Source organism: Pantoea sp. LMR881, assembly GCF_027157825.1.
GTDB lineage: Bacteria > Pseudomonadota > Gammaproteobacteria > Enterobacterales > Enterobacteriaceae > Pantoea > Pantoea haifensis.
The window spans coordinates 3731707-3754078 of the sequence record NZ_JAPVOK010000002.1; the positions used below are offsets into that span (position 1 = coordinate 3731707).

Below are 22372 nucleotides of genomic sequence, written 5' to 3' on the forward strand. Positions count from 1 at the left end.
GGTGCCGACATAGTGCTCAAAAAAGTGATCAGTAAAACAGGAGAAAGAGATTAACACAGCCGTTAGCGTGAATATGCGACAGGAAGGCGGAACAGAGGCATAAAAAAACCGCTTAAGTTGCCTTAAGCGGTTTTTTTCGAATTTGGCTCCTCTGACTGGACTCGAACCAGTGACATACGGATTAACAGTCCGCCGTTCTACCGACTGAACTACAGAGGAATCGTTGGAACGGGGCGAATATTAGCGATGCCGTTCACGGATGTCAAAGCACTCTTTTACTAATTGCGTTCAAGTGCGCGTAAAAGCAGCGGATTGGCGCTTTTTCATCACATTCGCCTGCTTTTCAAACTGCCAACAGGATCTCACTTTAAACGCATTTCTCTGCAGATGTTAGAGGCATGTCAAAGTTTTGTTGTTTGATGATGTTAAAACAAGCATTTCAGTGCTTTTATGATAAAAATTTCAAAAACTACCCATATGGAACAAATGAACTGTTTGTTTTCACGGACGAAACAGCATGAGAGAAATAAAACGTGGTTTTGAAATTAAACGGTTTCAAATCAGGAGATTGTGAAAAGGAGTTATGGGTCACAAAAATAGATTTAAACCCGTGTTTTACCTCGACTAACCGACCAAAAAACGCCAGCCGGGTTGAATGAATGTAAAAGATATTTTTCATTCGCGGTGTCAGCCAACTGAGCAAGTTAACAATAAAGAAGGATCCCTATGAACATCAAAAGAACGATCGTTGCCTCACTGTTAGCCTGCATGTTACCCGCCGCCGCGATGGCAAAAGATATTCAGGTTGGCGTCTCAATGGCGCTGTTTGACGACAACTTTCTGACCATTGTCCGCACCTCAATTCAAAAAGAGATGCAAAAAGAGGGCGTAAAAGGGCAGATCGAAGACGCCAAAGGCGATGTGTCACAACAGCTACAACAGGTACAAAACTTCATTGGTCAGGGCGTTGACGCCATCATCGTTAACCCAGTGGATACCAACGCAGTTAAACCCATTATGGACCAGGCCGAAAAAGCCAACGTTGCGTTGGTGTTCGTTAACCGTCGTCCACAAGCGGAACTCACTGACAAAATGGCCTATGTCGGATCGGATTCTGAACTGGCGGGACGTTTGCAAATGGAAGCCCTGGCAAAAGCGATGAACGGTAAAGGCAACGTCGCCATTTTGCTGGGTGATTTGGCAAACGAGGCCACGCGCGACCGCACCAAAGGCGTGGAAGCGGTTGTGGCTAAATATCCCGGCATCAAAGTGGTTCAAAAGCAGACGGCCAAATTCATGCGTAACGATGCGGTGGATGTGGTGAGCAACTGGATGACCGCAGGGGACGATATCCAGGCCATCGCATCCAATAACGATGAAATGGCTATCGGTGCGTTGCAGGCGTTGGGTAAAAACCCCAATAAAATTTTAATCGCCGGGGTAGATGGCACGCCCGACGCCTTGCAGATGTTGAAAAACGGCAAAATTGTCGCGACCGTTTTCCAGGATGCGAAAGGGCAGGGTGAGGGCGCGGTGCAGACAGCGGTGAAACTGGCAAAAGGCGAAAAAGTGCAAAAAGTGGTCGATATCCCGTATCAGTTGATCACCAAAGACAACATGGAACAGTTTGTGAATCGCAATCAAAAATAATGGTTCTTTCGCCGTACGGAGGTGATGTATGTCCGCTTTTGCGCTTGAAGCCGAAGGCATCAGCAAGTTCTTCCCCGGAGTGAAAGCACTCGACAACGTGTCATTACGTGTGCGTCCGGGAACGGTACATGCCTTGATGGGTGAAAATGGCGCGGGCAAATCCACTTTAATGAAGTGCCTGATCGGGATGTATCGTCCCGACAGGGGCACCATTCGCATTAAAGGGGAGCCGGTGCAGTTTCAGGACACCATGGATGCGTTGCGTTCGGGCATTTCAATGATTCACCAGGAGCTGAATCTGGTGCCCTATATGACGGTTGCTGAAAACATTTGGCTGGGGCGTGAACCAATGAAGTATGGCTTCGTTGATCACGGCAAGCTCAACCAAATCACCCAGGAATTGTTAAACAAACTGAATATCCGTCTCAAAGCCGATCGTATGGTGGGTGATTTAAGTATCGCTTCGCAACAGATGGTCGAGATCGCTAAAGCGGTGTCATGGAACTCCGACATCGTCATCATGGACGAACCGACATCTGCGCTGACCGAAACCGAGGTGGCGCATCTGTTTACCATTATTCGTGACCTGCGTAAGCAGGGTAAAGCCATCGTCTATATCAGTCATAAAATGGATGAGATCTTCGCTATCACCGATGAGATCAGCATTTTCCGTGATGGCAGCTGGATTGGCAGTAATCACACCACTGAGTTTACCCGCCAGTCGCTGATTACACAGATGGTGGGGCGTGAACTGACGCAGCTGTTTCCGAAATTCAACAATGCCATCGGTGAAGAGGTACTGACGGTACGCAATCTCACCTGCAAAGATCGCTTCACTGACATCAACTTTACCCTGCGTAAAGGCGAAATTCTGGGCGTAGCCGGTCTGGTTGGGGCGGGGCGCAGTGAAGTGATGGAAAGTCTGTTCGGTATGGAGAGTTTCGACAGCGGTGAGGTATTAATTGATGGCGTACCGGTGAATATTGATTCACCCTCGACAGCCATTGAGAAGGGCATGGCGTTTTTGACCGAGGATCGTAAAAAATCGGGCCTGTTTCTGGTGTTATCGGTGCTGGAAAACATGAGCATCGTCAACATGCCGGAATACAGTGGCAAAAGCGGCTTTGTCAGCCATGTCAGGATGGCGCAGGACTGCATGGATCAAATCCGTCGTCTGAACATCAAAACGCCAACGATGGATCAAATCATCAATAACCTCAGCGGGGGCAACCAGCAAAAAGTCCTGATTGCTCGCTGGCTACTGGCACAACCCAAAATTCTGATTCTGGATGAACCTACCCGCGGCATTGATGTGGTGGGGCTAAAGCAGAAATTTATCGCTTAATCAGTGAACTGGCCAACCGTGGCGTGGCCATCATCATGGTGTCGTCTGAACTGCCGGAAATCTTAGGCATGAGTGACCGGGTGATGGTGATGCATGGCGGACGTATAACCGGCATCCTCGATAAAGAAGAAGCCGACCAGGAAACCATTTTGTCGTTGGCATCCGAGTGAGGCGTGAGACGATTATGAGCAATATAAAAGTAACGGCCCCTGCGGCCCCTGAGCAACCTTCTTTCCTGGCGAACCTGCGACATAAATTACCTAAAGATACCGGTATTTTTATTGTGATGGTTGGCATTGCCTTGATTTTTGAAATGGCGGGCTGGTACGTTCGCGATCAGTCTTTCCTGCTTAATACCAACCGTTTGATTCTGATTCTGCTTCAGGTTGCCATCATCGGTATCATTGCGGTTGGCGTGACCCAGGTCATTATCACCACCGGTATTGATTTATCTTCCGGTTCGGTCATTGCGCTTACCGCAGTCGTCGCGGCCAGCCTGGCGCAAACTTCTGACAGCCTGTCGCCGATGTTCCCGTCACTGGTGAATATGCCTGCGGCGATACCGATTGGTGCCGGGATCGGCGTGGGTTTGCTGTGTGGGCTGGTTAATGGTGTGTTGATTACCCGCACCGGGATCCCTCCGTTTATCGCCACGCTGGGCATGATGGTGTCGGCTCGCGGTCTGGCACAATATTATACCCAGGGTAATCCCATCAGCTTTCTGTCCGATGGCTTCACCGCGATTGGTCAGGGCGCCATGCCGGTCATTATCTTTCTGGTCGTCGCCTTTCTGTTCCATATTGCTCTGAAGCATACGCGCTACGGCAAATATGTTTACGCCATCGGCGGTAACATGACGTCGGCGAAAGTCTCCGGTATTAACGTCAACAAATATTTGGTCATCGTTTACACCATTGCCGGCGCGCTTTCTGGTCTGGCCGGTGTGGTACTGGCGGCGCGCGTCAGTAGCGGACAGTCAAGCATGGGGATGGCCTACGAGCTGGACGCCATTGCCGCCGCCGTTATCGGTGGCAGCAGCCTGATGGGGGGTAGGGCGTATTACCGGTACGCTGATAGGCGCTGTCATTCTCGGCCTGATCAAGAGCGGATTCACCTTTGTGGGTGTTGATGCGTATATTCAGGACATCATTAAAGGCATCATTATCGTGGCTGCTGTTTCAATTGATATGCGCCGCAACCGCAAAAAACGCTAATGCTCTTTCTCCTTCGCGTTGTGGAGGCGTTGGCTGCGTCTGTTCACCCCGGTCACACCGTTATTTATGCTTCCGGGGCTGAACAATCTTGTCGCCTTCCCACACCGCGAAGGCGCTTGCCTGCTCGCTCCGACGCTCCGGCTACCCGCAGTCAGTTCGTAACGGTAGCAGGCCACACATGTCGTCTATAAGATTAACTACTGATAACGTTTACACTTCCTTAACGCCTGACTCTTCTCTGATCCAGTCGCCACGCGCCTTTAGCGTGCCTTGCGTCTGTGAAATGCACTAAAAGTGCTCGCCGGGCCATCACTTTTTTGCACACCTGTTTTTCATTTTCTGCACTATGACAGTGCAAGCGGGCCTTTGTCATCCGTTAATCAATATACGCCCCGCCAGTTACCTCTTATGAGGTAATCAGAAACGCTTATTTTACTGACCGTTAGCAAGAGGCTGGCCTGACTGTTGGCTGAATTGCAAAAAACTGGCCTGCATATTGCAATCTGATTACTAACAAAGCGATTGGCTCAGACCAGTCAGGTATTCGGGGATAGGTGACGGAGGCAAGATGAATTTAAGACGACTGAAGTACTTTGTAAAAATCGTCGATATCGGCAGTCTGACCCAGGCAGCTGAAGTGTTGCACATCGCGCAGCCTGCGCTGAGTCAACAGGTTGCCACGCTGGAAAATGAACTGGACCAGCAATTGCTCATCCGTACTAAGCGCGGCGTGACGCCGACCGAAGCCGGTAAGATCCTTTATGCGCACGCACGTACCATTTTACGCCAGTGTGAGCAGGCACAAACTGCGGTGATCAATGCAGGACAGGCATTAAATGGTCAGGTGTCAATCGGCCTGGCACCGGGGACAGCGGCATCGTCACTGACCATGCCGCTGCTACAAACCGTGCGCGAGCAGTTTCCAGATGTGCTGGTTTACCTGCATGAAAACAGCGGTAGTTCATTGAACGAAAAGGTGATGAACGGTCAGCTTGATATGGCGGTGCTGTATGATCGTGCGCCAACGGCGGGTATCAACAGCATTCCGTTGATGAAAGAGGAACTTTATCTGGTCGGGACCACAGATTGTCCGGGTGCGACCGTAGATCTTGCCGATGTGGCACAGATGAGTTTGTTTTTGCCACGTGACTACAGCGCCGTGCGTAAACGTGTTGATGAAGCCTTTTCGCTGCGCCGTTTAAGCGCCCGCATTATCGGTGAGATTGAATCGATCTCTACACTGACGGCCGCCGTTTCCAGCGGCATGGGTGTTACTGTGCTGCCCGAATCCGCTGCTCGTTCGCTGGTCGGCTCAACCAACGCCTGGATGGCACGCATTAACAGCCCCTCACTGAACCTGCCGTTGTCACTGAATGTGTCCGCGCGTCTGCCGCTGTCGCCATCAGCGCAAGCCGTGAAGAATATTTTGCTGTCATTGCTGAACAAGCCGCTATCCGAAGAGCGTGAACTGATGTTAGTGAGTTAAGGGGCACGCCGTGTGGGTGTGCACGCCGTGCGGGTAATACTCCGCTCCGTGCGGGTTCCGCCCGCCGTGCGGGTAAACACACTCTGGGCAGGTTCCGCCCGCCGTGCGGGTAAACACACTCTGGGCAGGTTCCGCCCGCCGTGCGGGTAAACACACTCCGTGCGGGTAAACACGCTCCGTGCAGGTTCCGCCCGCCAGGCGTGCGGCAGTTTCAGCACCGCCGTGCAGGCGGACGTGTCAAGGGGCGTCGCGGCCCCCTTGACAATCCCCGCGCCCGGCAGCCTCTGCTGTACCTTCGTCTCTCGCTGCGGCCTGACGGACCGCCCGGACTTGCCAGTCCCTGGCGCGTTCCGGCCTCTCGCCGACGTCCTGTCGGCTCACCCTGGCCTGCGCTCTTTCCTCAGCGCGCCGGATGCCTCCACCAACCCCCGCCTGTAATCCTTTTATTTATTAAAACAGATTCGTGTTGTCTGAGATTTTGAAACGCAAAACTCTAAACTCAAAAACTCACCGCCATGAAGTCTGTAAAGAACGGAAGCTGCGGGTGCAGCGGGGGTTTGTCAGAGGCCTTCCTGTTCGCGCAGCGAACGAAACCCGCCGTGCGGGTAAACACGCTCCGTGCAGGTTCCGCCCGCCAGGCGTGCGGCAGTTTCAGCGCCTCCGTGCAGGCGGGCGTGTCAAGGGGGCGTTGCGGCCCCCTTGACAATCCCCGCGCCCGGCAGCCTCTGCTGTACCTTCGTCTCTCGCTGCGGCCTGACGGACCGCCCGGACTTGCCAGTCCCTGGCGCGTTCCGGCCTCTCGCCGACGTCCTGTCGGCTCATCCTGGCCTGCGCTCTTTCCTCAGCGCGCCGGATGCCTCCACCAACCCCCGCCTGTAATCCTTTTATTTATTAAAACAGATTCGTGTTGTCTGAGATTTTGAAACGCAAAACTCTAAACTCAAAAACTCACCGCCATGAGGTTTATAAAGAACAGAAGATGCGGGTGCAGCGGGGGTTTGTCGGGGCCTTCCCGCACGCTGAGCGGATGAGGGATTTTCGCATGAGCAAACAACGATGACGTTATGAAAACAGGAAAACTGCGGGTGCAGCGGGGGTTTGTCGGGGCCTTCCCGCACGCTGAGCGGATGAGGGATTTTCGCATGAGCAAACAACGATGACGTTATGAAAACAGGGAAACCGCTGGTGCAGCGGGGGGTTGTCAGAGGCCTTCCCGCACGCTGAGCGGATGAGGGATTTCAGGACGAGCGGCATGGATGCCGCGAAGAGGCTGGAATGAACCACGGAGGGTGAATTCAGCCGTTCCGTCAGAAATCCAGAAAGAGCGAAGGGACCGCGGAGCGGCGGGCGGGCAGGCCGGAAGCGCGGGTCAAGGGTTGCCGCTCAGCAACCCTTGTCGGTCGCCTGCAGCGGGGAAAATGAAACTGCCCGGCTGCCGGGCGAACGAAACCTTCTCAGCGCCCGGTTCGCGCAGCGAACGAAATCAGCGCCCGTTGGCGCAGCGAACGAAACCTTCTCCGTGCCTGTTCGCGCAGCGAACGAAACCTTCTCAGCGCCAGTTCGCGCAGCGAACAAAATCAGCGCCAGTTCGCGCAGCGAACAAAATCAGCACCCGGTTCGCGCAGCGAACGAAGCCCTGTTCGCGCAGCGAACGAAATCAGCACCAGTTCGCCCCCGAACCCTGCGCGCCTTTTATTCCCTATTGTCATATAAGAATTTTTTTTATTATTTGTTGTTATCAATTTTCCTTCTTAACATCAGATAAACCAATCAGGTAAAGGGAGGTAAACGCCGTGAATTTCCAGCAGCTTAAAATTATCCGTGAAGCGGCCCGCTGTGAGTTTAATTTAACGGAAGTTGCAAACACGCTGTTTACTTCCCAGTCGGGCGTCAGTCGCCATATTCGCGATCTGGAAGATGAGCTTGGCGTTGAGATCTTTATCCGTCGGGGTAAGCGTCTGTTAGGCATGACGGAACCCGGCAAGGCGCTGCTTACCATTGCTGAACGCATTCTGGATGAGGCGGGCAAAGTGCGTCGCCTCGCGGATGTCTTTACCAACCAAACCAGCGGTATATTAACCATCGCCACCACGCATACGCAGGCGCGCTACAGCCTGCCTCGCGTCATCAAAGCGTTCCGCCAACTCTATCCCAATGTGCGTCTGGAGCTAAACCAGGGCTCGCCGCAGGAAATTGTCACGATGTTAATGGCGGGCGAAGCGGATATCGGCATTGCCAGTGAACAGCTGGTCAACAACCCAAATCTGGCGGCATTTCCATGGTTCAGCTGGCATCATGCTTTGCTGGTACCAAAAGGTCATGAGCTGGAGCAGCATCAGCCTGTCTCACTCAATAAACTCAGCCAGCATCCGTTAATCACTTATCGGCAGGGAATTACCGGACGTTCGCGCGTTGATCGAGCGTTTCAGAGTGCAGGGTTGCGGCCCGATGTCGTGTTAAGCGCACAGGATTCCGATGTGGTAAAAACCTATGTCAAACTTGGGCTGGGTGTCGGGATCCTCGCAGATCAGGCTTGTGAAACGGAAGCGGGCGAGGATCTGACGCGCATCGATGTCTCCCATTTATTTGAGGCCAACACCGTTTGGCTTGGCCTTAAGCGCGGTCAGTTACAGCGCAATTATGTCTGGCAGTTTCTTGAGCTGTGTAACGCTAATCTCTCGCTGGAAGAGATCAAACGCCAGGCGCTCTCTTACGCCAGCGAAGAAGAGCAGATTATCGACTTCCAAATCTGAACCGACGCCTTCCGGCCAGGCCGGGAGGGATTCACGGCATAAAATTTTTTTTCCGCCAGTAAAACTCACGTAACTTTCTTTCTAACCCCTCAGAAAAACATCCTGCGCCGATGCGACGCGATAAAGTGATTTTAAATCATCAAAAGGGGATGTTATGTCGCGTATACAACTTAAGGATGGCAATCTGCTGCGCCAGCAGGCGTTGTTTGACGGACGCTGGCAGGATGCGCATCAGGGCGAAACGCTGCCGGTTATCGACCCGGCTAACGGCGAAACCCTCGCTACGATCCCTGCGCTGGGACGTGAAGAAACGGAACAGGCTATTGCACATGCTGAGTCAGTGCGCAGCAGCTGGGGCAAAACACCCGCTGCCAGCCGCGCTGCGCTGTTGGAAAAATGGCACCAGCTGATTATCGATAACGCCGACGATTTGGCGACGATCATGACCGCTGAGCAGGGCAAGCCGCTGGCAGAAGCTAAAGGCGAAGTGCTGTACGGGGCCAGCTTCGTCAAATGGTTCGCCGAAGAGGCGCGTCGCATATACGGTGACACCATTCCCGCTCCCACTCACGATCGCCGCATTCTGGTACTGAAGCAGCCGGTGGGTGTCGCTGCCGCGATCACGCCGTGGAACTTCCCGATAGCGATGATCACCCGCAAAGTCGCGCCTGCGCTGGCTGCCGGTTGCCCAGTCATTGTCAAACCTTCTGAACTGACGCCACTTTCAGCCCTTGCGCTGGCGGTGCTGGCTGAACGGGCAGGTTTTCCGTCCGGCGTGCTGCAGGTGCTGACAGGTTTGCCAACGGAGATTGGTGCGGCGCTTACTGAAAGCCGCACGGTGCGCAAAATCTCTTTTACGGGTTCCACCCGTGTCGGACAGCTGTTAATGCAGCAAAGCGCCGACAGCATAAAGCGTCTCAGCCTTGAACTCGGCGGTAATGCACCGTTAATTGTTTTTGATGATGCGGATATTGAAATCGCCGTTGCGGGCGTTATGGTCAGCAAGTTCCGTAACGCCGGACAAACCTGCGTTTGTGCCAACCGTATTCTGGTACAGCGCGGCATCTATGAACGTTTTTCAGCGCGCCTGCTGGAGGCGGTAGCAACACTGAAAGTAGGCGATGGCTTTGCGCCCGACAGCACCATCGGCCCGCTGATCAACGATCGCGCCGTCGAAAAAGTAAACAGCCACATTGATGATGCACTCAGCCAGGGCGCAACCTTACTGACTGGTGGGATCAGCAAAGATAACGGCACGTTTGTTCAACCGACCGTTCTGGGCAATGTGACAAATAAGATGCGTATTGCGCATGAGGAAACGTTCGGGCCGGTCGCACCGCTGTTTATTTTTGATGATGAAGAGCAGGCTATCGCGATGGCTAATGATACGCCTTACGGTTTAGGCGCTTATTTCTTTACTGAAAATATTCGCCGTGCCTGGCGGGTTGCTGAATCTTTAGAATTTGGCATGGTTGGATTTAATACCGGTGCCATTTCTTTAGAGGTTGCTCCTTTTGGCGGTGTAAAATTATCAGGAATAGGGCGGGAAGGATCGCGCTACGGAATCGATGAATATCTGGAGCAGAAAACTTTTCATATTGGCAGTCTTTGAATAATCAACATTAATTTTAAAAAAGCGCCTGCAATCCTTTATTGCGGGCGCTTTTTATTTTGTGCACTGCGTCAGGTTTCACGCTTTTTCTCTGTTTTAGTGCAAGTTTCATGCGCATTGCACCAAGAGAATGCGTCTGTTTTGTGAAGTAAATCATCTGTTTAAAGGTTCGGCAATTCAGCAAATTTTACTTGTTTAAAACGGCAGAAAATTTTTTTGCGCTCTTTTAAACGCATTTTTTTTTTTGCCCGACTGGCATACTTTCTGCATTAGCTTATTAACAGTGAATATAAGCGCCGCTGAAAAATTTATTCGCCAGCGAGTGATGGGTTTAACAAATAAGGATTTTTCCATGTTAAGTTTCGACCCTGAAAAAATTTCTCTTCCTGTTGGTCATTATATTGGCGGGCAGCATGTGCAGACGCAGGGTGCATCGTTTGCGGTGAAACGCCCCTCTGACGGCAAGGTTTTCGCCACGCTGAATGAAGCACTACCGGAAGAGGTTGATCGCGCCGTCCAGGTCGCTCATCAGGCACTGAAAACCAGCGGCTGGTCAGGTTGTTCACCGCGCGAACGTGGCCGGGTATTGCGCCGCTGGGCCGATCTGATTGAGCAGGACAGCTTACTGGCGCAACTGGAAGCCCTTGGCTCCACCCGCCCCATCAGCGACGTAGTGCAGCACGAAATTCCGTTTACCGCCGAAGCCATCCGCTTCTACGCCGAATGCGCAGATAAATACAGTGGCGATCTGTTTCCTACCCGTGAAAGCAGCCTTGGCATGTTGATTGCTGAACCCTATGGCGTGATTGGTGCCATCACGCCGTGGAATTTTCCGCTCTCCATGGCCTCATGGAAATGCGGGCCGGCATTAGCAGCAGGAAATGCTGTGGTGCTCAAGCCCTCAGAGCTCACGCCTTTCTCAACGGTGCGTATGGCGGAACTGGCGCTACAGGCGGGATTACCGGCAGGCGTTTTAAACATTATTCAGGGCAGCGGCGCCGTAACCGGCAGCGCGCTGGTGAAACATCCGCTGGTGCGCAAAGTCTCGTTTACCGGCTCCACGCTGACCGGCGCCTGCATTATGAGCGACGCCGCGCAGTTCGGGATGAAACCGGTCACGCTGGAGCTCGGCGGCAAAAGCCCACAGCTGGTATTTGACGATGCAGGCGATATCGACGTTCTGGCGCAGCGAATTTTTCGTGGCTTCACCGCCAACGGCGGCCAGGCATGCGTGGCGGGAACACGTCTTATTGTGCAGCGCGGCATGGCCGACCCGCTGGTGGAAAAGCTGGCTGTACTGTGTCGCGAAGCCCAGCCAGGCGTCACCTGGAACAGTGACAGCCGCTATGCGCCGCTGATCGACGAACGTCAGGGCAACAAAGTCTGTTCAGTAATTCAGGCCGCCAAAGCGCAGGGGGCAGAGGTACTGGTTGGCGGTGAACGCTTCGCCAATACCGAAGAGGGCTGGTTCTGGCAGCCTACCTTGCTCAGCAACGTCCGTCAGGACAATCCGGCCGTGCAGCAGGAAATTTTCGGACCCGTGTTAACCGTCCAGGCTTTTGATGATGAAGAAGAGGGTTTAGCCCTGGCAGCACATGAGATTTATGGCTTATGTGCCGGGGTGCATACCCTCAGCCTGCCGCGTGCATTACGCGCGATGCGAGCAATTGATGCCGGCACCGTATGGATCAACCGTTACGGCCGTTCCGGTGATTTCATTATTCCCACCGGTGGTTTTATCGGATCTGGCATCGGCAAGGATTTAGGGCGTCAGGCATTTCAGGCCTGCCAGCGCCAGAAAAGCGTACTTATCGATTTCTAAACTGAACATCTGACAATGACGAGGCTGTTTCATGGCACTGTTTAAACCTAAATACATCACCTTTGACTGCTACGGCACGCTGATCAACTTTGACATGGCAGGTGCAGCCAAACGCTGCTTCACCGACCGCGTCGCACCCGAAGCGATGAGTGCCTTTATCACCGATTTCGCCCGCTACCGTATGGATGAGGTGTTAGGCGCGTGGAAACCTTACTACGATGTGGTCAGCAACGCCTTACAGCGCACCTGTAAAAAATGGGGTGTGAACTGGGATAAAGCGGATAGCGACTTTATTTACACCGACTGCGCCACCTGGGGCCGCATCCTGACGTGCCTGCGGGCCTGGCAAAGCTGGCTACAGCGTTTCCGCTGGTGCTACTGACCAACTCAATGAAAGACCTGATTCCTCATCATGTTCCGCGTCTGGGCGCGCCGATTCACATGACCATTACGGCAGAAGAAGTAGGTGCTTACAAACCTCAGATGAAAGGTTTTGAGTACATGCTGGAGAAGCTGGCGTGTCGCCCGGATGAAATCCTGCATGTCTCATCCAGCCTGCGTTATGACCTGATGACCGCTCACGATCTCGGCATTACTCATAAAGTCTGGGTAGACCGGGGTCACGAACCGGGTTGTCCGGCTTACGGCTACACCGAAATCAAAGACATCGGCGATCTGCCGGGTGTTGTTGGACTCTGAGGATCACCCCATGAAACTGGAATCGTTCTGGCAAGCTACCGCACCGGCCTTTACCGGTGCCGCCCGTGAGCCGTTGCCGTCACACGCGGAGGTCGTGGTCATTGGCGGCGGTTTTACCGGTGTCTCAGCGGCGTTGAATCTGGCGCGTAATGGCATAAATGTGGTGCTGCTTGAGCGCGGCGACATCATGAGCCAGGCCTCAGCGCGCAACGGCGGTCACTGCAACACCGGCGTCGCGCAAAATTTTGCCTCGCTGGTAGCAAGTCAGGGCGTTGAGCAGGCCAGCCGTTTCTATCGCGCCTATGACAATGCCGTAAGTTATGTCGAGCAGCTGACGCGTGAAGAGCAGATCGACTGCGATTTTCGCCTGTGCGGCAAAATCAAGCTGGCCAGTAAAGCCTCCCATTTTCAGGGATTACGTGAAGCCTGGGAATTGATGCGCCGTACCGTCGATCCTGAAATTGAGTTGATTAGCAAAGATGAGATCCACCGTGAAGTTGGCAGCAATGATTTTCACGGCGGCCTGCTGCAAAAGCGCGGCGGACAAATGCACATGGGCAAATTTGGTGCGGGTCTGGCAGAAGCGGCGGCACGTAACGGCGCAAAAATCTACCCGCACCATGCTGTCACCCAACTGGTGCGTCTTGATGGCTATCGGCACCGTATCCACACCCAGCAGGGCGAAATCGTGGCTGATAAGGTGTTAATGGCAACAGGCTGTTCAAATGAGGGACCCTTTCCGTGGTTTCAGCGTCGTATCGTACCGGTTGGCAGCTTTATTGTGGTTACCGAAGTGCTGGGCGATGAACTGCTGCGTCAGGTGCTGCCACAGGATCGCACTTACGTGACCTCCATGAATCTCGGCAACTATTTCCGTACCACAGCCGATCGGCGCCTGGTGTTTGGCGGTCGTGCTCGCTTTGCCGTCAGCAATCCTGGCTCAGACTCGCGCAGCGGCGAAATCCTGCACGATGCCATGACCACTATGTTTCCGGCATTAGCGAAAGCACGCATCGACTATTGCTGGGGCGGCATGGTGGACATGACTGCCGATCGTCTGCCACGTGCTGGTGAGCACGATGGCGTGTTTTATTCCCTCGGCTACAGCGGTCACGGCACACAAATGTCGGTGTGGATGGGACAGGTCATGGCTGACTTGCTGGCTGAAAAACGTCATCAAAATCCCTGGCAGCGCGACGCATGGCCTGCTTTGCCAGGTTATCACGGTAAGCCGTGGTTTTTGCCCCTCGCCGGGCTGTACTACAAAGCTAAGGATCGGCTCTCATAAATTTCCGTGCTGTTTCAGGCCGCAGGGGCATGGCTGCACTCGCTTACCCGAATCACTTACAGGCGTAAGCGCATCGGGAGGTGCTCAATTGCCCTGATGCTGCAACCTGAACTGTTTAGAAAATTGATTATTAAACGCTTATTGAGGGTGTGCAGATGAGTAAATTGAGTAAAGATTCTGGTGCGGCAAATCCGGCTCTGACGCGATTGATCACGGAAGGATCGCTCTCCCGCCGCAGCTTAATGAAGTTATTGTCCGCCGGCGCGGTAATGAGCAGCGGACTGATGGCATTTCCGGAGATGAGCTTTGCGGCTGAGAACCCGGTCAAAGGCGGCAAAATTCGGGCGGCGATGTCCAACGCTTCCGCCACGGATACCTTAGATCCGGCGAAAAGTAACAACAGCGGCGATTACACCCGCCAGTATATGTTCTACAGCGGTCTGACTGAGCTGGATAAAAATCTGGCTGCCCAACCGGCGTTAGCCGAATCGCTTGAATCAACGGATGGGATTACCTGGCACATCAAGCTACGCCAGGGCGTTACCTTTCACGACGGCAAGCCGTTTACCGCTAAAGATGTTATCTACTCGCTGAGCCGCCATAAAGATCCTGCTGTCGCCTCTAACGCCTTTAAGCTGGCCGATCAATTCAAATCCATCACGGCGGTCAACGATAATGAAGTGCAGCTGGTGTTAAGCAGCGCCAACTTTGACGTGCCGTACATGCTGGCTACCCCGGCGTTTTTGATAGTTCAGGATGGCACCAAAGATTTCACCAAAGGCATTGGCACCGGCCCGTTCGTCTGCAAAGAGTTTTCTCCAGGCGTTCGCTCAGTGGGCACCCGCAATCCAGACTATTACAAACCTGGCCTGCCACATCTTGATGAAGTTGAACTGCTGGGCGTAACGGATGGTGCAGCACGCGTCAACGCCTTGATGTCAGGCGATCTGCACATGGTTTCCACGCTGAGTGCGGCCGACTGCAAACGCATTAAAGCCACCAGTAATTTCGGGGTGCTGGAGAGCAAATCAGGCATGTATACCAACCTGATTGTGCGCACCGACATGAAGCCAGGCAGCAACGAAGATTTTGTGCTGGCGATGAAATATCTGCAGCCGCGCGAGATGCTGGTGAAAACCGTGCTGCAAGGCTACGGCGACGTGAGTAACGACACGCCTGTGCCGCCGTGGCATCCGCTTTACAACGCTGACCTGAAACCGCGCCCGCTCGACATCGAAAAAGCCAAATTCCACATAAAGAAAGCCGGTATGACCGGTGCCACCGTTGAGATTATCACCACGCCCAATATTGAAGGGGCAAACGAAGGTGGACAGCTCATCCAGCAGGTGGCACGTAATTCCGGGATCAATTTCAAAGTGCGCCGCGTGCCGTATGACGGTTACTGGTCTACACACTGGACCAAAGATCCGGTGGGTTACGGCTCCATCAACCCACGTCCGACGCTGGATATGCTGTTCTCACAGTTCTACATGTCGAGTGCGCCGAATAATGAATCAGGCTGGAAAAATGACCAGTTCGATCAGCTGGTAGTGGCCGCGCGCGGTGAACGCGATCAGGCAAAGCGCAAACAGATGTATGGCGACATGCAGACGCTGATCTACGACCACTGCGGCACCATCATCCCGACCTTTATCAGCTCGACTGATGGCTACAGCAAGAAAGTGAAAGGCGTCGAAGCCTGGCCGTCGGGCATGATGATGGGCTACCGCTTCCATGAATTTGCCTGGCTTTCTGCCTGATCCGTTATCCGTAAAAAAGGAGTACGCCGATGAACCGATACATGATGTTCCTGATTGCCCGGCGCGTGGGTGCCGGCATCCTGACCTTGCTTATCGTCTCGGCGGTGGTGTTCTTTATCACCAGCCTGCTGCCGGGCGATGCGGCGCAGATGATTCTGGGACAAAACGCCACACCGGAAACGGTGGCGGCGTTGCGTCAGCAGCTAGGCTTAGATCAACCGCTACTGATGCGCTACTTCAGCTGGCTGGGCGGAATGTTGCAAGGGGATTTTGGCACCTCGTTTGCCAGCCATTTACCCGTGTCGCAGCTGGTGGCGCAGCGTATTCCCGCCACCTTCGAACTGGCGGCCATTACAACACTGATTTGTGTGCCGCTGGCGCTGATCATTGGCATTATCGCGGCAATGAATCGTGGCTCACGACTGGATCGGGCGCTGGTCATTGGCACCATGGCTACTGTTGCGGTGCCGGAATTCCTGGTTGCAACCATCGCCGTACTGATCTTCGCCGTCAAGCTGCACTGGGTCTCTGCTATGTCGTTTGGTAGCCCGGACATGGATCTGGTGAGTTATCTGAAAGCCTATGCGCTGCCTGTGCTGACGCTGTGCTGCGTGCTGGTGGCGCAGATGGCGCGCATGACACGCGCTGCCATCATTAACCAACTCGACAGCCCCTATCTGGAAATGGCGTTGCTGAAAGGCGTCTCGCCACTGCGTGCTGTACTGCGTCATGCACTGCCTAACGCGGTGGGGCCGATAGCGAATGCCATCTCGCTCAGCCTGTCGTATCTGTTTGGTGGCGTCATCATTATCGAGACTATTTTCAGCTATCCCGGTCTCGCCAGCCAGTTAGTGGATGCCGTGAGCAACCGCGATCTGCCCGTCGTTCAACTCTGTGTGATGCTGTTTGCTGCCTGTTATCTGGTTTTGCTGCTGGCGGCAGACGTTCTTACCATCGCCTTTAATCCAAAATGGAGAAGCTAATGAACAGTTTGCTGCTTCCCTGGCGTTTCTTTCAGTCGCTGTCGAATTCCGGCCGGCTGGGCTTGTTAATTTCCCTGTTCTGGCTGCTGATGGCGCTGTTCGGCACGCAGCTGGCGCCGCACAGTATTGATGATATCGGCGGTGGCCCGCTAATGGGCGGCTTTACGGGTGACAACGTACTGGGCACCGATTATCTCGGTCGCGACATGCTGAGCCGCATCCTGTATGGGGCGAAATTTTCAATCGGCCTGGCGCTGACGGCGGCGGTGTTAGCCAGTTTGATTGGCACTTTGCTGGCACTGCTGGCGGCGGTAGCGGGGCGCTGGCTCGAAGAGATCCTTGGCCGGGTGAATGATGCGCTGCTGGTACTGCCGGGCAAAGTGCTGTCGCTGATGATTGTCGCGGTATTTGGCTCGTCGCTGCCGATGCTGATTTTGACTGCCGTGTTCACCTACTGGCCAGGCGCATTTCGCATCGCTTTTGCCATGGCCAGCAGCCTGCGCAGTATGGATTATGTCCGAGCTTCACGCCTGCGCGGCGAAAGCCGCTGGTATGTCGCTATCCACGACATCCTGCCCAATATGGTGCACCCGATGCTCACCGATTTTGGCCTGCGCTTTGTCTACATCGTCCTGCTGTTAAGCGGTTTAAGCTTCCTTGGCCTTGGCGTGCAACCGCCGTATGCCGACTGGGGCACGCTGGTACGTGAAAACATTCAGGGGCTGTTTGACGGCTCACCGGCGGTGTTAATGCCTGCACTGGCGATCGCCAGTCTGACCATCGGTGCCAATTTGTTTATCGACAGCCTGCAAGCGATGCGCCCCATGACGCTGGCGAAGGAGGGAGCATGAACGTGACCCCACACACGGCGATGCCGGTTATTTCCGTGGATAAGCTGCGCGTGACCGCGCAGACCGATAAAGGTGAAGAGATCGATCTGGTCTCGGATATCCGTTTTACCGTACAGAAGGGGGAAGTGCTGGCGCTGATTGGTGAATCGGGATCCGGCAAAACCACTATTGCCATGGCGCTGATGGGTTATGCACGCACGGGATGCCGCATCGCCGAAGGAAACATTCACGTCGCCGGGACTGACGTGACCAGCCTGACGCCCGCCCAGTTACGCGCTTTTCGCGGCAACAAAGTCTCTTACATTGCGCAGAGTGCTGCCGCGTCGTTTAACCCGGGCATGAAGATTCTGGATCAGGTTATTGAGCCGGTTGTGATTCACGGCACCATGACGCGCAAAGCAGCAAAAGCCAAGGCGATTGATCTGTTTCGTGAACTGGCGTTGCCGAACCCGGATACCATCGGCGATCGCTTTCCGCATCAGGTTTCCGGGGGCAGTTACAGCGTTTGATGACAGCAATGGCGCTGATTGGCGATCCGGATGTGGTGATCCTGGATGAACCGACCACGGCGCTGGACGTTACCACTCAGGTTGAAGTGCTGAAAGCGTTTCGCCGGGTAGTGGCGCAGCGTGGCGTCACGGCAATCTACGTCAGTCACGATTTAGCCGTGGTGGCACAAATGGCCGATCGCATTCTGGTTTTGCTGCGCGGACAAATTGCCGAATATGGCACCACTGCGCATTTAATTGGCGCACCGCAGGCTGAATATACCCGGTTGTTGATGGATGCGGCGCAGCAGAAAGAGCGGCCAAGTCGCTGGTGTCCGGCAGCGGCGGAGAGACAGCCGCTGCTGGAAGTGCGCGATCTTTCGGCGGGTTACGGGCCACGCGACAGTGACGGTCAGCCGAAAGTCCGCATTCTGGAGGAGATCAATCTCAAGCTGTGGCAAGGGCAGGCAATAGGCATTATTGGCGAATCGGGTTCTGGCAAAACTACGCTGGCTCACGCGATTGCCGGGCTGAATGCACCCAGCCAGGGCCACATCCTTTTCAATGGGCATTACATTGCTGGCGACATGCATAAACGTCCCGACAATGAATTGCGCCGCATTCAGTATGTATTCCAGATGGCTGATACCGCGCTGAATCCGGCACACAGTGTTGAGCGTATTCTGTCGCGTCCGTTAACGCTGTTTCACGGCCTGAACGGGGCGGCACGCCAGCAACGTTTATACCAGCTGCTGGATTTAGTGAAGCTGCCGCGTAGCGTGCTCTGGCGACGCCCCTGGGGCTTGTCAGGCGGGCAAAAACAGCGTGTTAACCTGGCGCGGGCCCTGGCGGCAGAGCCGGATCTGATTTTGTGTGATGAAGTGACTTCAGCACTCGACACCGTGGTTGCGGCAGCCGTATTGGATCTTATTAGTGAGCTGCGCCGTGAGCTGGGACTCTCGGTGCTGTTTATCAGCCATGATATGCACGCGGTGCGCGCAGTCTGTGATGAGATTGTGGTGATGAAGAGCGGACGCATTGTGACGCAACTGCCGCGTCATGATTACGACAAACCAACCAGCGAACTCTATTTCGAACGCCTGAAACGCGCCGTGCCGGAGCTACGGCAGGGATGGCTGGATGAGCACGAAGAGATATTAAAGGCGGAGTAACGTTGTGTGGCAGGGTTTGCATCTGGCTGGCGCTTGCCATAAACAAACAGACTTTGACGGTAACGCCTTCGGCGAATAAAGAGTGCCTGTGAGTTTCAGGCTCATGATGAACAAAATGATAATAAAGAGGTCGTCACGCTATGCCTGCACCGATTCGCTATGTACAGGACAGTGCCAATTTTCCTGAATCCGCTGATGTGGTGGTTATTGGCGCTGGCATTGCCGGTTCTGCAGCCACCTGGGAGTTGGCGAAACAGGGGTTAAAAGTGGTGTTAGTGGAAAAAGGCCTGGTGGGTGCGGAGCAATCCAGCCGTAACTGGGGCTGGTGCCGCCAACAAAACCGTGATGAACGTGAGCTACCGCTGATTATTCATGCGCTGCAACGCTGGGGAGAACTGCATCAGGAAACCGGTGAAGATCTGGGATTTCGTCGTAGCGGCCTGGTTTACGCCACGCGCAACGAAGCGGATATCGCCGCATGGGAAAAATGGGGCCAGATGGCGAAAAGCTACGGCGTACGCAGCGATATGCTCAGTGCTGAGCAGGCGAAAGCGATGACGCCGGGCAGCACCTCAAGCTGGCTTGGCGGGGTTTCCTCTCCCACTGACGGACACGCGGAACCGCGCCTGGCATCGGCGGGTTTGGTCACAGGGGCACAGCGTCTTGGGGCGCTGGTGTTTCAACAGTGTGCCGTTCGCGGGCTGGATATTGCAGCCGGACGTGTCAGCGGTGTCTGGACTGAACGTGGCCTGATTAAAACCAGCCGTGTTATTTGTGCAGCCGGTGCCTGGACCTCCATGTTTTGCCGCCGCCACGGCATTGATCTGCCGTTGGGTAACGTTATCGGCACGGCGTTCCGTACTCAGCCCATCGCGCAAGCCATCGGCATGCCGCTCTACACGCCGGGCTTCGCCTGCCGCCCGCAAATTGATGGCAGCTATACCGTTTCTGTTTCCGGGCGGGGACGCCTGGAGCCGGGTGCGCAGGGCATGCGCTATGCGCGTCAGTTCTTTCCTACCTTCAAGAGCCGCCGTAAAAATCTCAAATTTTCCATGGGGTTCAAACCGTTCTTTGTCGGCCCGGAAGCGATAGGCCGCTGGGAATTTGATGCTGAATCACCGTTTGAACGCATCCGTATCCTCGATCCGGCCGCCGATGCGGGCATTGTGCAGGAAGGGCTCAATGCCATGCGCAAAGAGTACCCCGCACTGGCAAATCTTAAACTGGCGCAGGCGTGGGGCGGAATGATCGACAGCACGCCAGACGCGATCCCGGTCATTTCTACCGTGGCGAAGTTGCCGGGCCTGGTGTTGTCAGCAGGCTACAGCGCACATGGTTTTGGCATCGGGCCGGGTGCCGGACGCCTGGCCGCCGATCTTGCCACCGAATCCACCCCTGTCGTTGATCCAACACCTTATCGCTACAGTCGTCTGGTAGATGGCAGCGGCTTAGACGCCCCAGGCATGATGTAAGGAGACACAGATGAATATGAAACTACGCGCAATGACCCCGGCCGATCTTGCAAGCTGTTTCGACATGACGCAACAGCTCAAGTGGCCGCACCGCCGCGAAGACTGGCAGCTGGCGCTGCAACTGGGCGAAGGCATTGTTATTGAAGAGCAGGGCAAACTGATCGGCAGCGCCATTCTCTGGCGCTGGGGCGATAAGGCCGCCACCATCGGCCTGGTGATAGTTAGTAATCAACAGCAAGGACGCGGACTTGGCAAACAACTGATGCTGGCGCTGCTGGAAAAAGTGCCCGATTACAACGTGCGGCTGCACGCCACGGAAATGGGGAAAGGACTCTACGAAAAGCTGGGCTTCGTGACCTGTGGTGTCATTTGCCAGCATCAGACGCGGGAACTGGCTGCGCTGCCTGCGGTTGTGATCCCCGCAGGGCTGCAACTGCGCCGTGCAGATGTGACGGACAGCGCGGCGCTGGCAGAACACGATTACCAGGCGCATGGTATGCAGCGTCCGGCGTTAATCTCGCATTTAATTGACAAACAAACCCTGGTGCTGGAAGACGCGCAAAAACAGATTCACGGCTTTGCCAGTTTGCGCCGTTTTGGTCACGGCTGGGCGATCGGCCCGGTGATTGCCGATACGCTACCGGTGGCGCAGGCGTTGATTGCGGCATTAATGCAGGGATTGCAGGGCGAGTTTATTCGCATTGACACCGACGGCGCGTTACCTCTGGGTGAGTGGCTGGTCACGCTGGGGCTGGAGCAGGTTGATGCGCCGACAACGATGGTACGGGGAACGCCCTGGACGCCGCAAGGCATGCAGGCGTTTGGGTTGATGACCCAGGCGATGGCCTGATGCATATCGTTTATAAATCCGATCCTGAACGTGGTCGCATGTGGCAACGCTGGCTGGCAGAGCATGCGCCCGATATCCAGCTTCATCTCTGGCCTGAAAAGGGCGAGGCGGAGCAGGTTGAAATGCTGATCGCCTGGCAACCGCCTGAGAATATCATGGCGACCTTTCCCCGTTTAAAGGTGCTGTTTTCAGTCGGCGCGGGCGCAGACCAGTTTGATTTTTCAGCCCTGCCTGCTGATTTACTGGTGGTGCGCATGATCGAACCTGGCCTGACACAAGGCATGGTCGAATACATCACCTTTTCTGTGATTGGTTTGCATCGCGATATGCCGCGCTATTTTCAGCAACAGCGCGAGCAGCAGTGGCTGGCGCACCCGGTGAAACCTGCGGCTCAACGCCGTGTTGGCGTGATGGGGCTGGGTGAACTGGGGCTGGCCTCGCTAAAACAGTTAGTGGCAATGGGATTTGACTGTGCAGGCTGGAGCCGTACACCGCGTGATATTGAAAATGTGCGCTGCTGGCATGGCGACGATCAGTTAGTGGAATTCCTTGCGCACAGTGAAATTTTAGTCTGTCTGTTGCCACTGACCGCCGCCACCAAAGGGTTACTCAACGGAGAACTGTTCCGTCAGCTACCTTACGGTGCCGCACTGGTACAGGCCGGACGCGGGCCGCAACTCAATCAAAACGATCTGCTGGCTGCGCTGGCGAGCGGACAGCTCAGCGCCGCCGTGATTGATGTCACCGATCCGGAGCCGCTACCTGCGGGCCACCCTTTCTGGAATCATCCTGCCATCTGGCTCACGCCACACGTTGCCAGCCAGACGCAAAACGGCAGCGCCATTGCGGCACTGCTCGATAATCTGCGCCGCTATCAGCGCGGCGAGCCGATGATCGGCATCATTGACCGTTCGCGAGGTTACTAAA

At 54.7% G+C, this 22372-nt stretch carries 12 protein-coding genes, 1 tRNA gene and 4 pseudogenes; 16 read left to right on the forward strand and 1 reads right to left on the reverse strand.

Going from position 1 to position 22372, the window contains the following annotated elements; translation table 11 throughout:
* Positions 1-143: 143 nt before the first annotated feature.
* Positions 144-219, reverse strand: a tRNA-Asn gene (locus O3W44_RS19310).
* A gap of 507 nt (positions 220-726) precedes the next feature.
* Between O3W44_RS19310 and O3W44_RS19315 the strand changes: the two genes are divergently transcribed.
* The 16 genes and pseudogenes from O3W44_RS19315 (at position 727) to O3W44_RS19390 (ending at position 22371) form a co-directional block, all read left to right on the forward strand.
* Positions 727-1650 (forward strand): sugar ABC transporter substrate-binding protein, encoded by a 924-nt coding sequence (locus O3W44_RS19315; protein ID WP_269294317.1) that lies wholly within the window; start codon positions 727-729, stop codon positions 1648-1650.
* A 28-nt stretch (positions 1651-1678) separates the two neighbouring features.
* A pseudogene (locus O3W44_RS19320) lies at positions 1679-3165 on the forward strand (sugar ABC transporter ATP-binding protein).
* A 23-nt stretch (positions 3166-3188) separates the two neighbouring features.
* Positions 3189-4209, forward strand: a pseudogene (locus O3W44_RS19325) (ABC transporter permease).
* Positions 4210-4777: 568 nt separating this feature from the next.
* A complete protein-coding gene (gene nac / locus O3W44_RS19330; RefSeq protein WP_269294318.1) occupies positions 4778-5695 on the forward strand; it encodes a nitrogen assimilation transcriptional regulator NAC in 918 nt (305 codons plus the stop codon).
* A 1793-nt stretch (positions 5696-7488) separates the two neighbouring features.
* On the forward strand, positions 7489-8448 hold the full coding sequence (gene cbl, locus O3W44_RS19335) for an HTH-type transcriptional regulator Cbl (RefSeq protein ID WP_269294319.1): 960 nt from the start codon (positions 7489-7491) through the stop codon (positions 8446-8448).
* 154 nt (positions 8449-8602) lie between these two features.
* Complete coding sequence (locus O3W44_RS19340) at positions 8603-10060, forward strand: NAD-dependent succinate-semialdehyde dehydrogenase (RefSeq protein ID WP_269294320.1); 1458 nt, start codon at positions 8603-8605, stop codon at positions 10058-10060.
* A gap of 352 nt (positions 10061-10412) precedes the next feature.
* Positions 10413-11882, forward strand: a complete 1470-nt coding sequence (locus O3W44_RS19345) for an aldehyde dehydrogenase family protein (protein WP_269294321.1) — start codon at positions 10413-10415, stop codon at positions 11880-11882.
* A 31-nt stretch (positions 11883-11913) separates the two neighbouring features.
* Positions 11914-12581: pseudogene (locus tag O3W44_RS19350) on the forward strand (haloacid dehalogenase type II).
* 10 nt (positions 12582-12591) lie between these two features.
* Entirely contained in the window at positions 12592-13869 is a 1278-nt protein-coding gene (locus O3W44_RS19355; RefSeq protein WP_269294322.1) for an NAD(P)/FAD-dependent oxidoreductase, read from the forward strand.
* Positions 13870-14024: 155 nt separating this feature from the next.
* Positions 14025-15629 carry an ABC transporter substrate-binding protein gene (locus tag O3W44_RS19360; protein WP_269294323.1) on the forward strand — a complete coding sequence of 535 codons (1605 nt, stop codon included), beginning with the start codon at positions 14025-14027 and terminating at the stop codon, positions 15627-15629.
* A gap of 29 nt (positions 15630-15658) precedes the next feature.
* Entirely contained in the window at positions 15659-16612 is a 954-nt protein-coding gene (locus O3W44_RS19365; RefSeq protein WP_269294324.1) for an ABC transporter permease, read from the forward strand.
* Positions 16612-17463 carry an ABC transporter permease gene (locus O3W44_RS19370; protein WP_269294325.1) on the forward strand — a complete coding sequence of 284 codons (852 nt, stop codon included), beginning with the start codon at positions 16612-16614 and terminating at the stop codon, positions 17461-17463. The genes O3W44_RS19365 and O3W44_RS19370 overlap by 1 nt, the downstream gene beginning before the upstream one ends.
* Positions 17460-19123: pseudogene (locus O3W44_RS19375) on the forward strand (ABC transporter ATP-binding protein). Before O3W44_RS19370 ends, O3W44_RS19375 begins: the two are co-directional and overlap by 4 nt.
* Positions 19124-19263: 140 nt before the next feature.
* Positions 19264-20595 carry an NAD(P)/FAD-dependent oxidoreductase gene (locus O3W44_RS19380; RefSeq protein ID WP_269294326.1) on the forward strand — a complete coding sequence of 444 codons (1332 nt, stop codon included), beginning with the start codon at positions 19264-19266 and terminating at the stop codon, positions 20593-20595.
* Between the two features lie 10 nt (positions 20596-20605).
* Positions 20606-21445 (forward strand): GNAT family N-acetyltransferase, encoded by an 840-nt coding sequence (locus O3W44_RS19385; RefSeq protein ID WP_269294327.1) that lies wholly within the window; start codon positions 20606-20608, stop codon positions 21443-21445.
* Complete coding sequence (locus O3W44_RS19390) at positions 21445-22371, forward strand: 2-hydroxyacid dehydrogenase (protein ID WP_269294328.1); 927 nt, start codon at positions 21445-21447, stop codon at positions 22369-22371. The genes O3W44_RS19385 and O3W44_RS19390 overlap by 1 nt, the downstream gene beginning before the upstream one ends.
* The last annotated feature ends 1 nt before the right edge of the window (position 22372 follow it).

Coding starts and splice junctions, on each gene's coding strand:
- O3W44_RS19315 (WP_269294317.1), top strand. CDS start 727: ATGAACATCAAAAGAACGATCGTTGCCTCACTGTTAGCCTGCATGTTA.
- nac (WP_269294318.1), top strand. CDS start 4,778: ATGAATTTAAGACGACTGAAGTACTTTGTAAAAATCGTCGATATCGGC.
- O3W44_RS19340 (WP_269294320.1), top strand. CDS start 8,603: ATGTCGCGTATACAACTTAAGGATGGCAATCTGCTGCGCCAGCAGGCG.
- O3W44_RS19345 (WP_269294321.1), top strand. CDS start 10,413: ATGTTAAGTTTCGACCCTGAAAAAATTTCTCTTCCTGTTGGTCATTAT.
- O3W44_RS19355 (WP_269294322.1), top strand. CDS start 12,592: ATGAAACTGGAATCGTTCTGGCAAGCTACCGCACCGGCCTTTACCGGT.
- O3W44_RS19360 (WP_269294323.1), top strand. CDS start 14,025: ATGAGTAAATTGAGTAAAGATTCTGGTGCGGCAAATCCGGCTCTGACG.
- O3W44_RS19365 (WP_269294324.1), top strand. CDS start 15,659: ATGAACCGATACATGATGTTCCTGATTGCCCGGCGCGTGGGTGCCGGC.
- O3W44_RS19370 (WP_269294325.1), top strand. CDS start 16,612: ATGAACAGTTTGCTGCTTCCCTGGCGTTTCTTTCAGTCGCTGTCGAAT.
- O3W44_RS19380 (WP_269294326.1), top strand. CDS start 19,264: ATGCCTGCACCGATTCGCTATGTACAGGACAGTGCCAATTTTCCTGAA.
- O3W44_RS19385 (WP_269294327.1), top strand. CDS start 20,606: ATGAATATGAAACTACGCGCAATGACCCCGGCCGATCTTGCAAGCTGT.
- O3W44_RS19390 (WP_269294328.1), top strand. CDS start 21,445: ATGCATATCGTTTATAAATCCGATCCTGAACGTGGTCGCATGTGGCAA.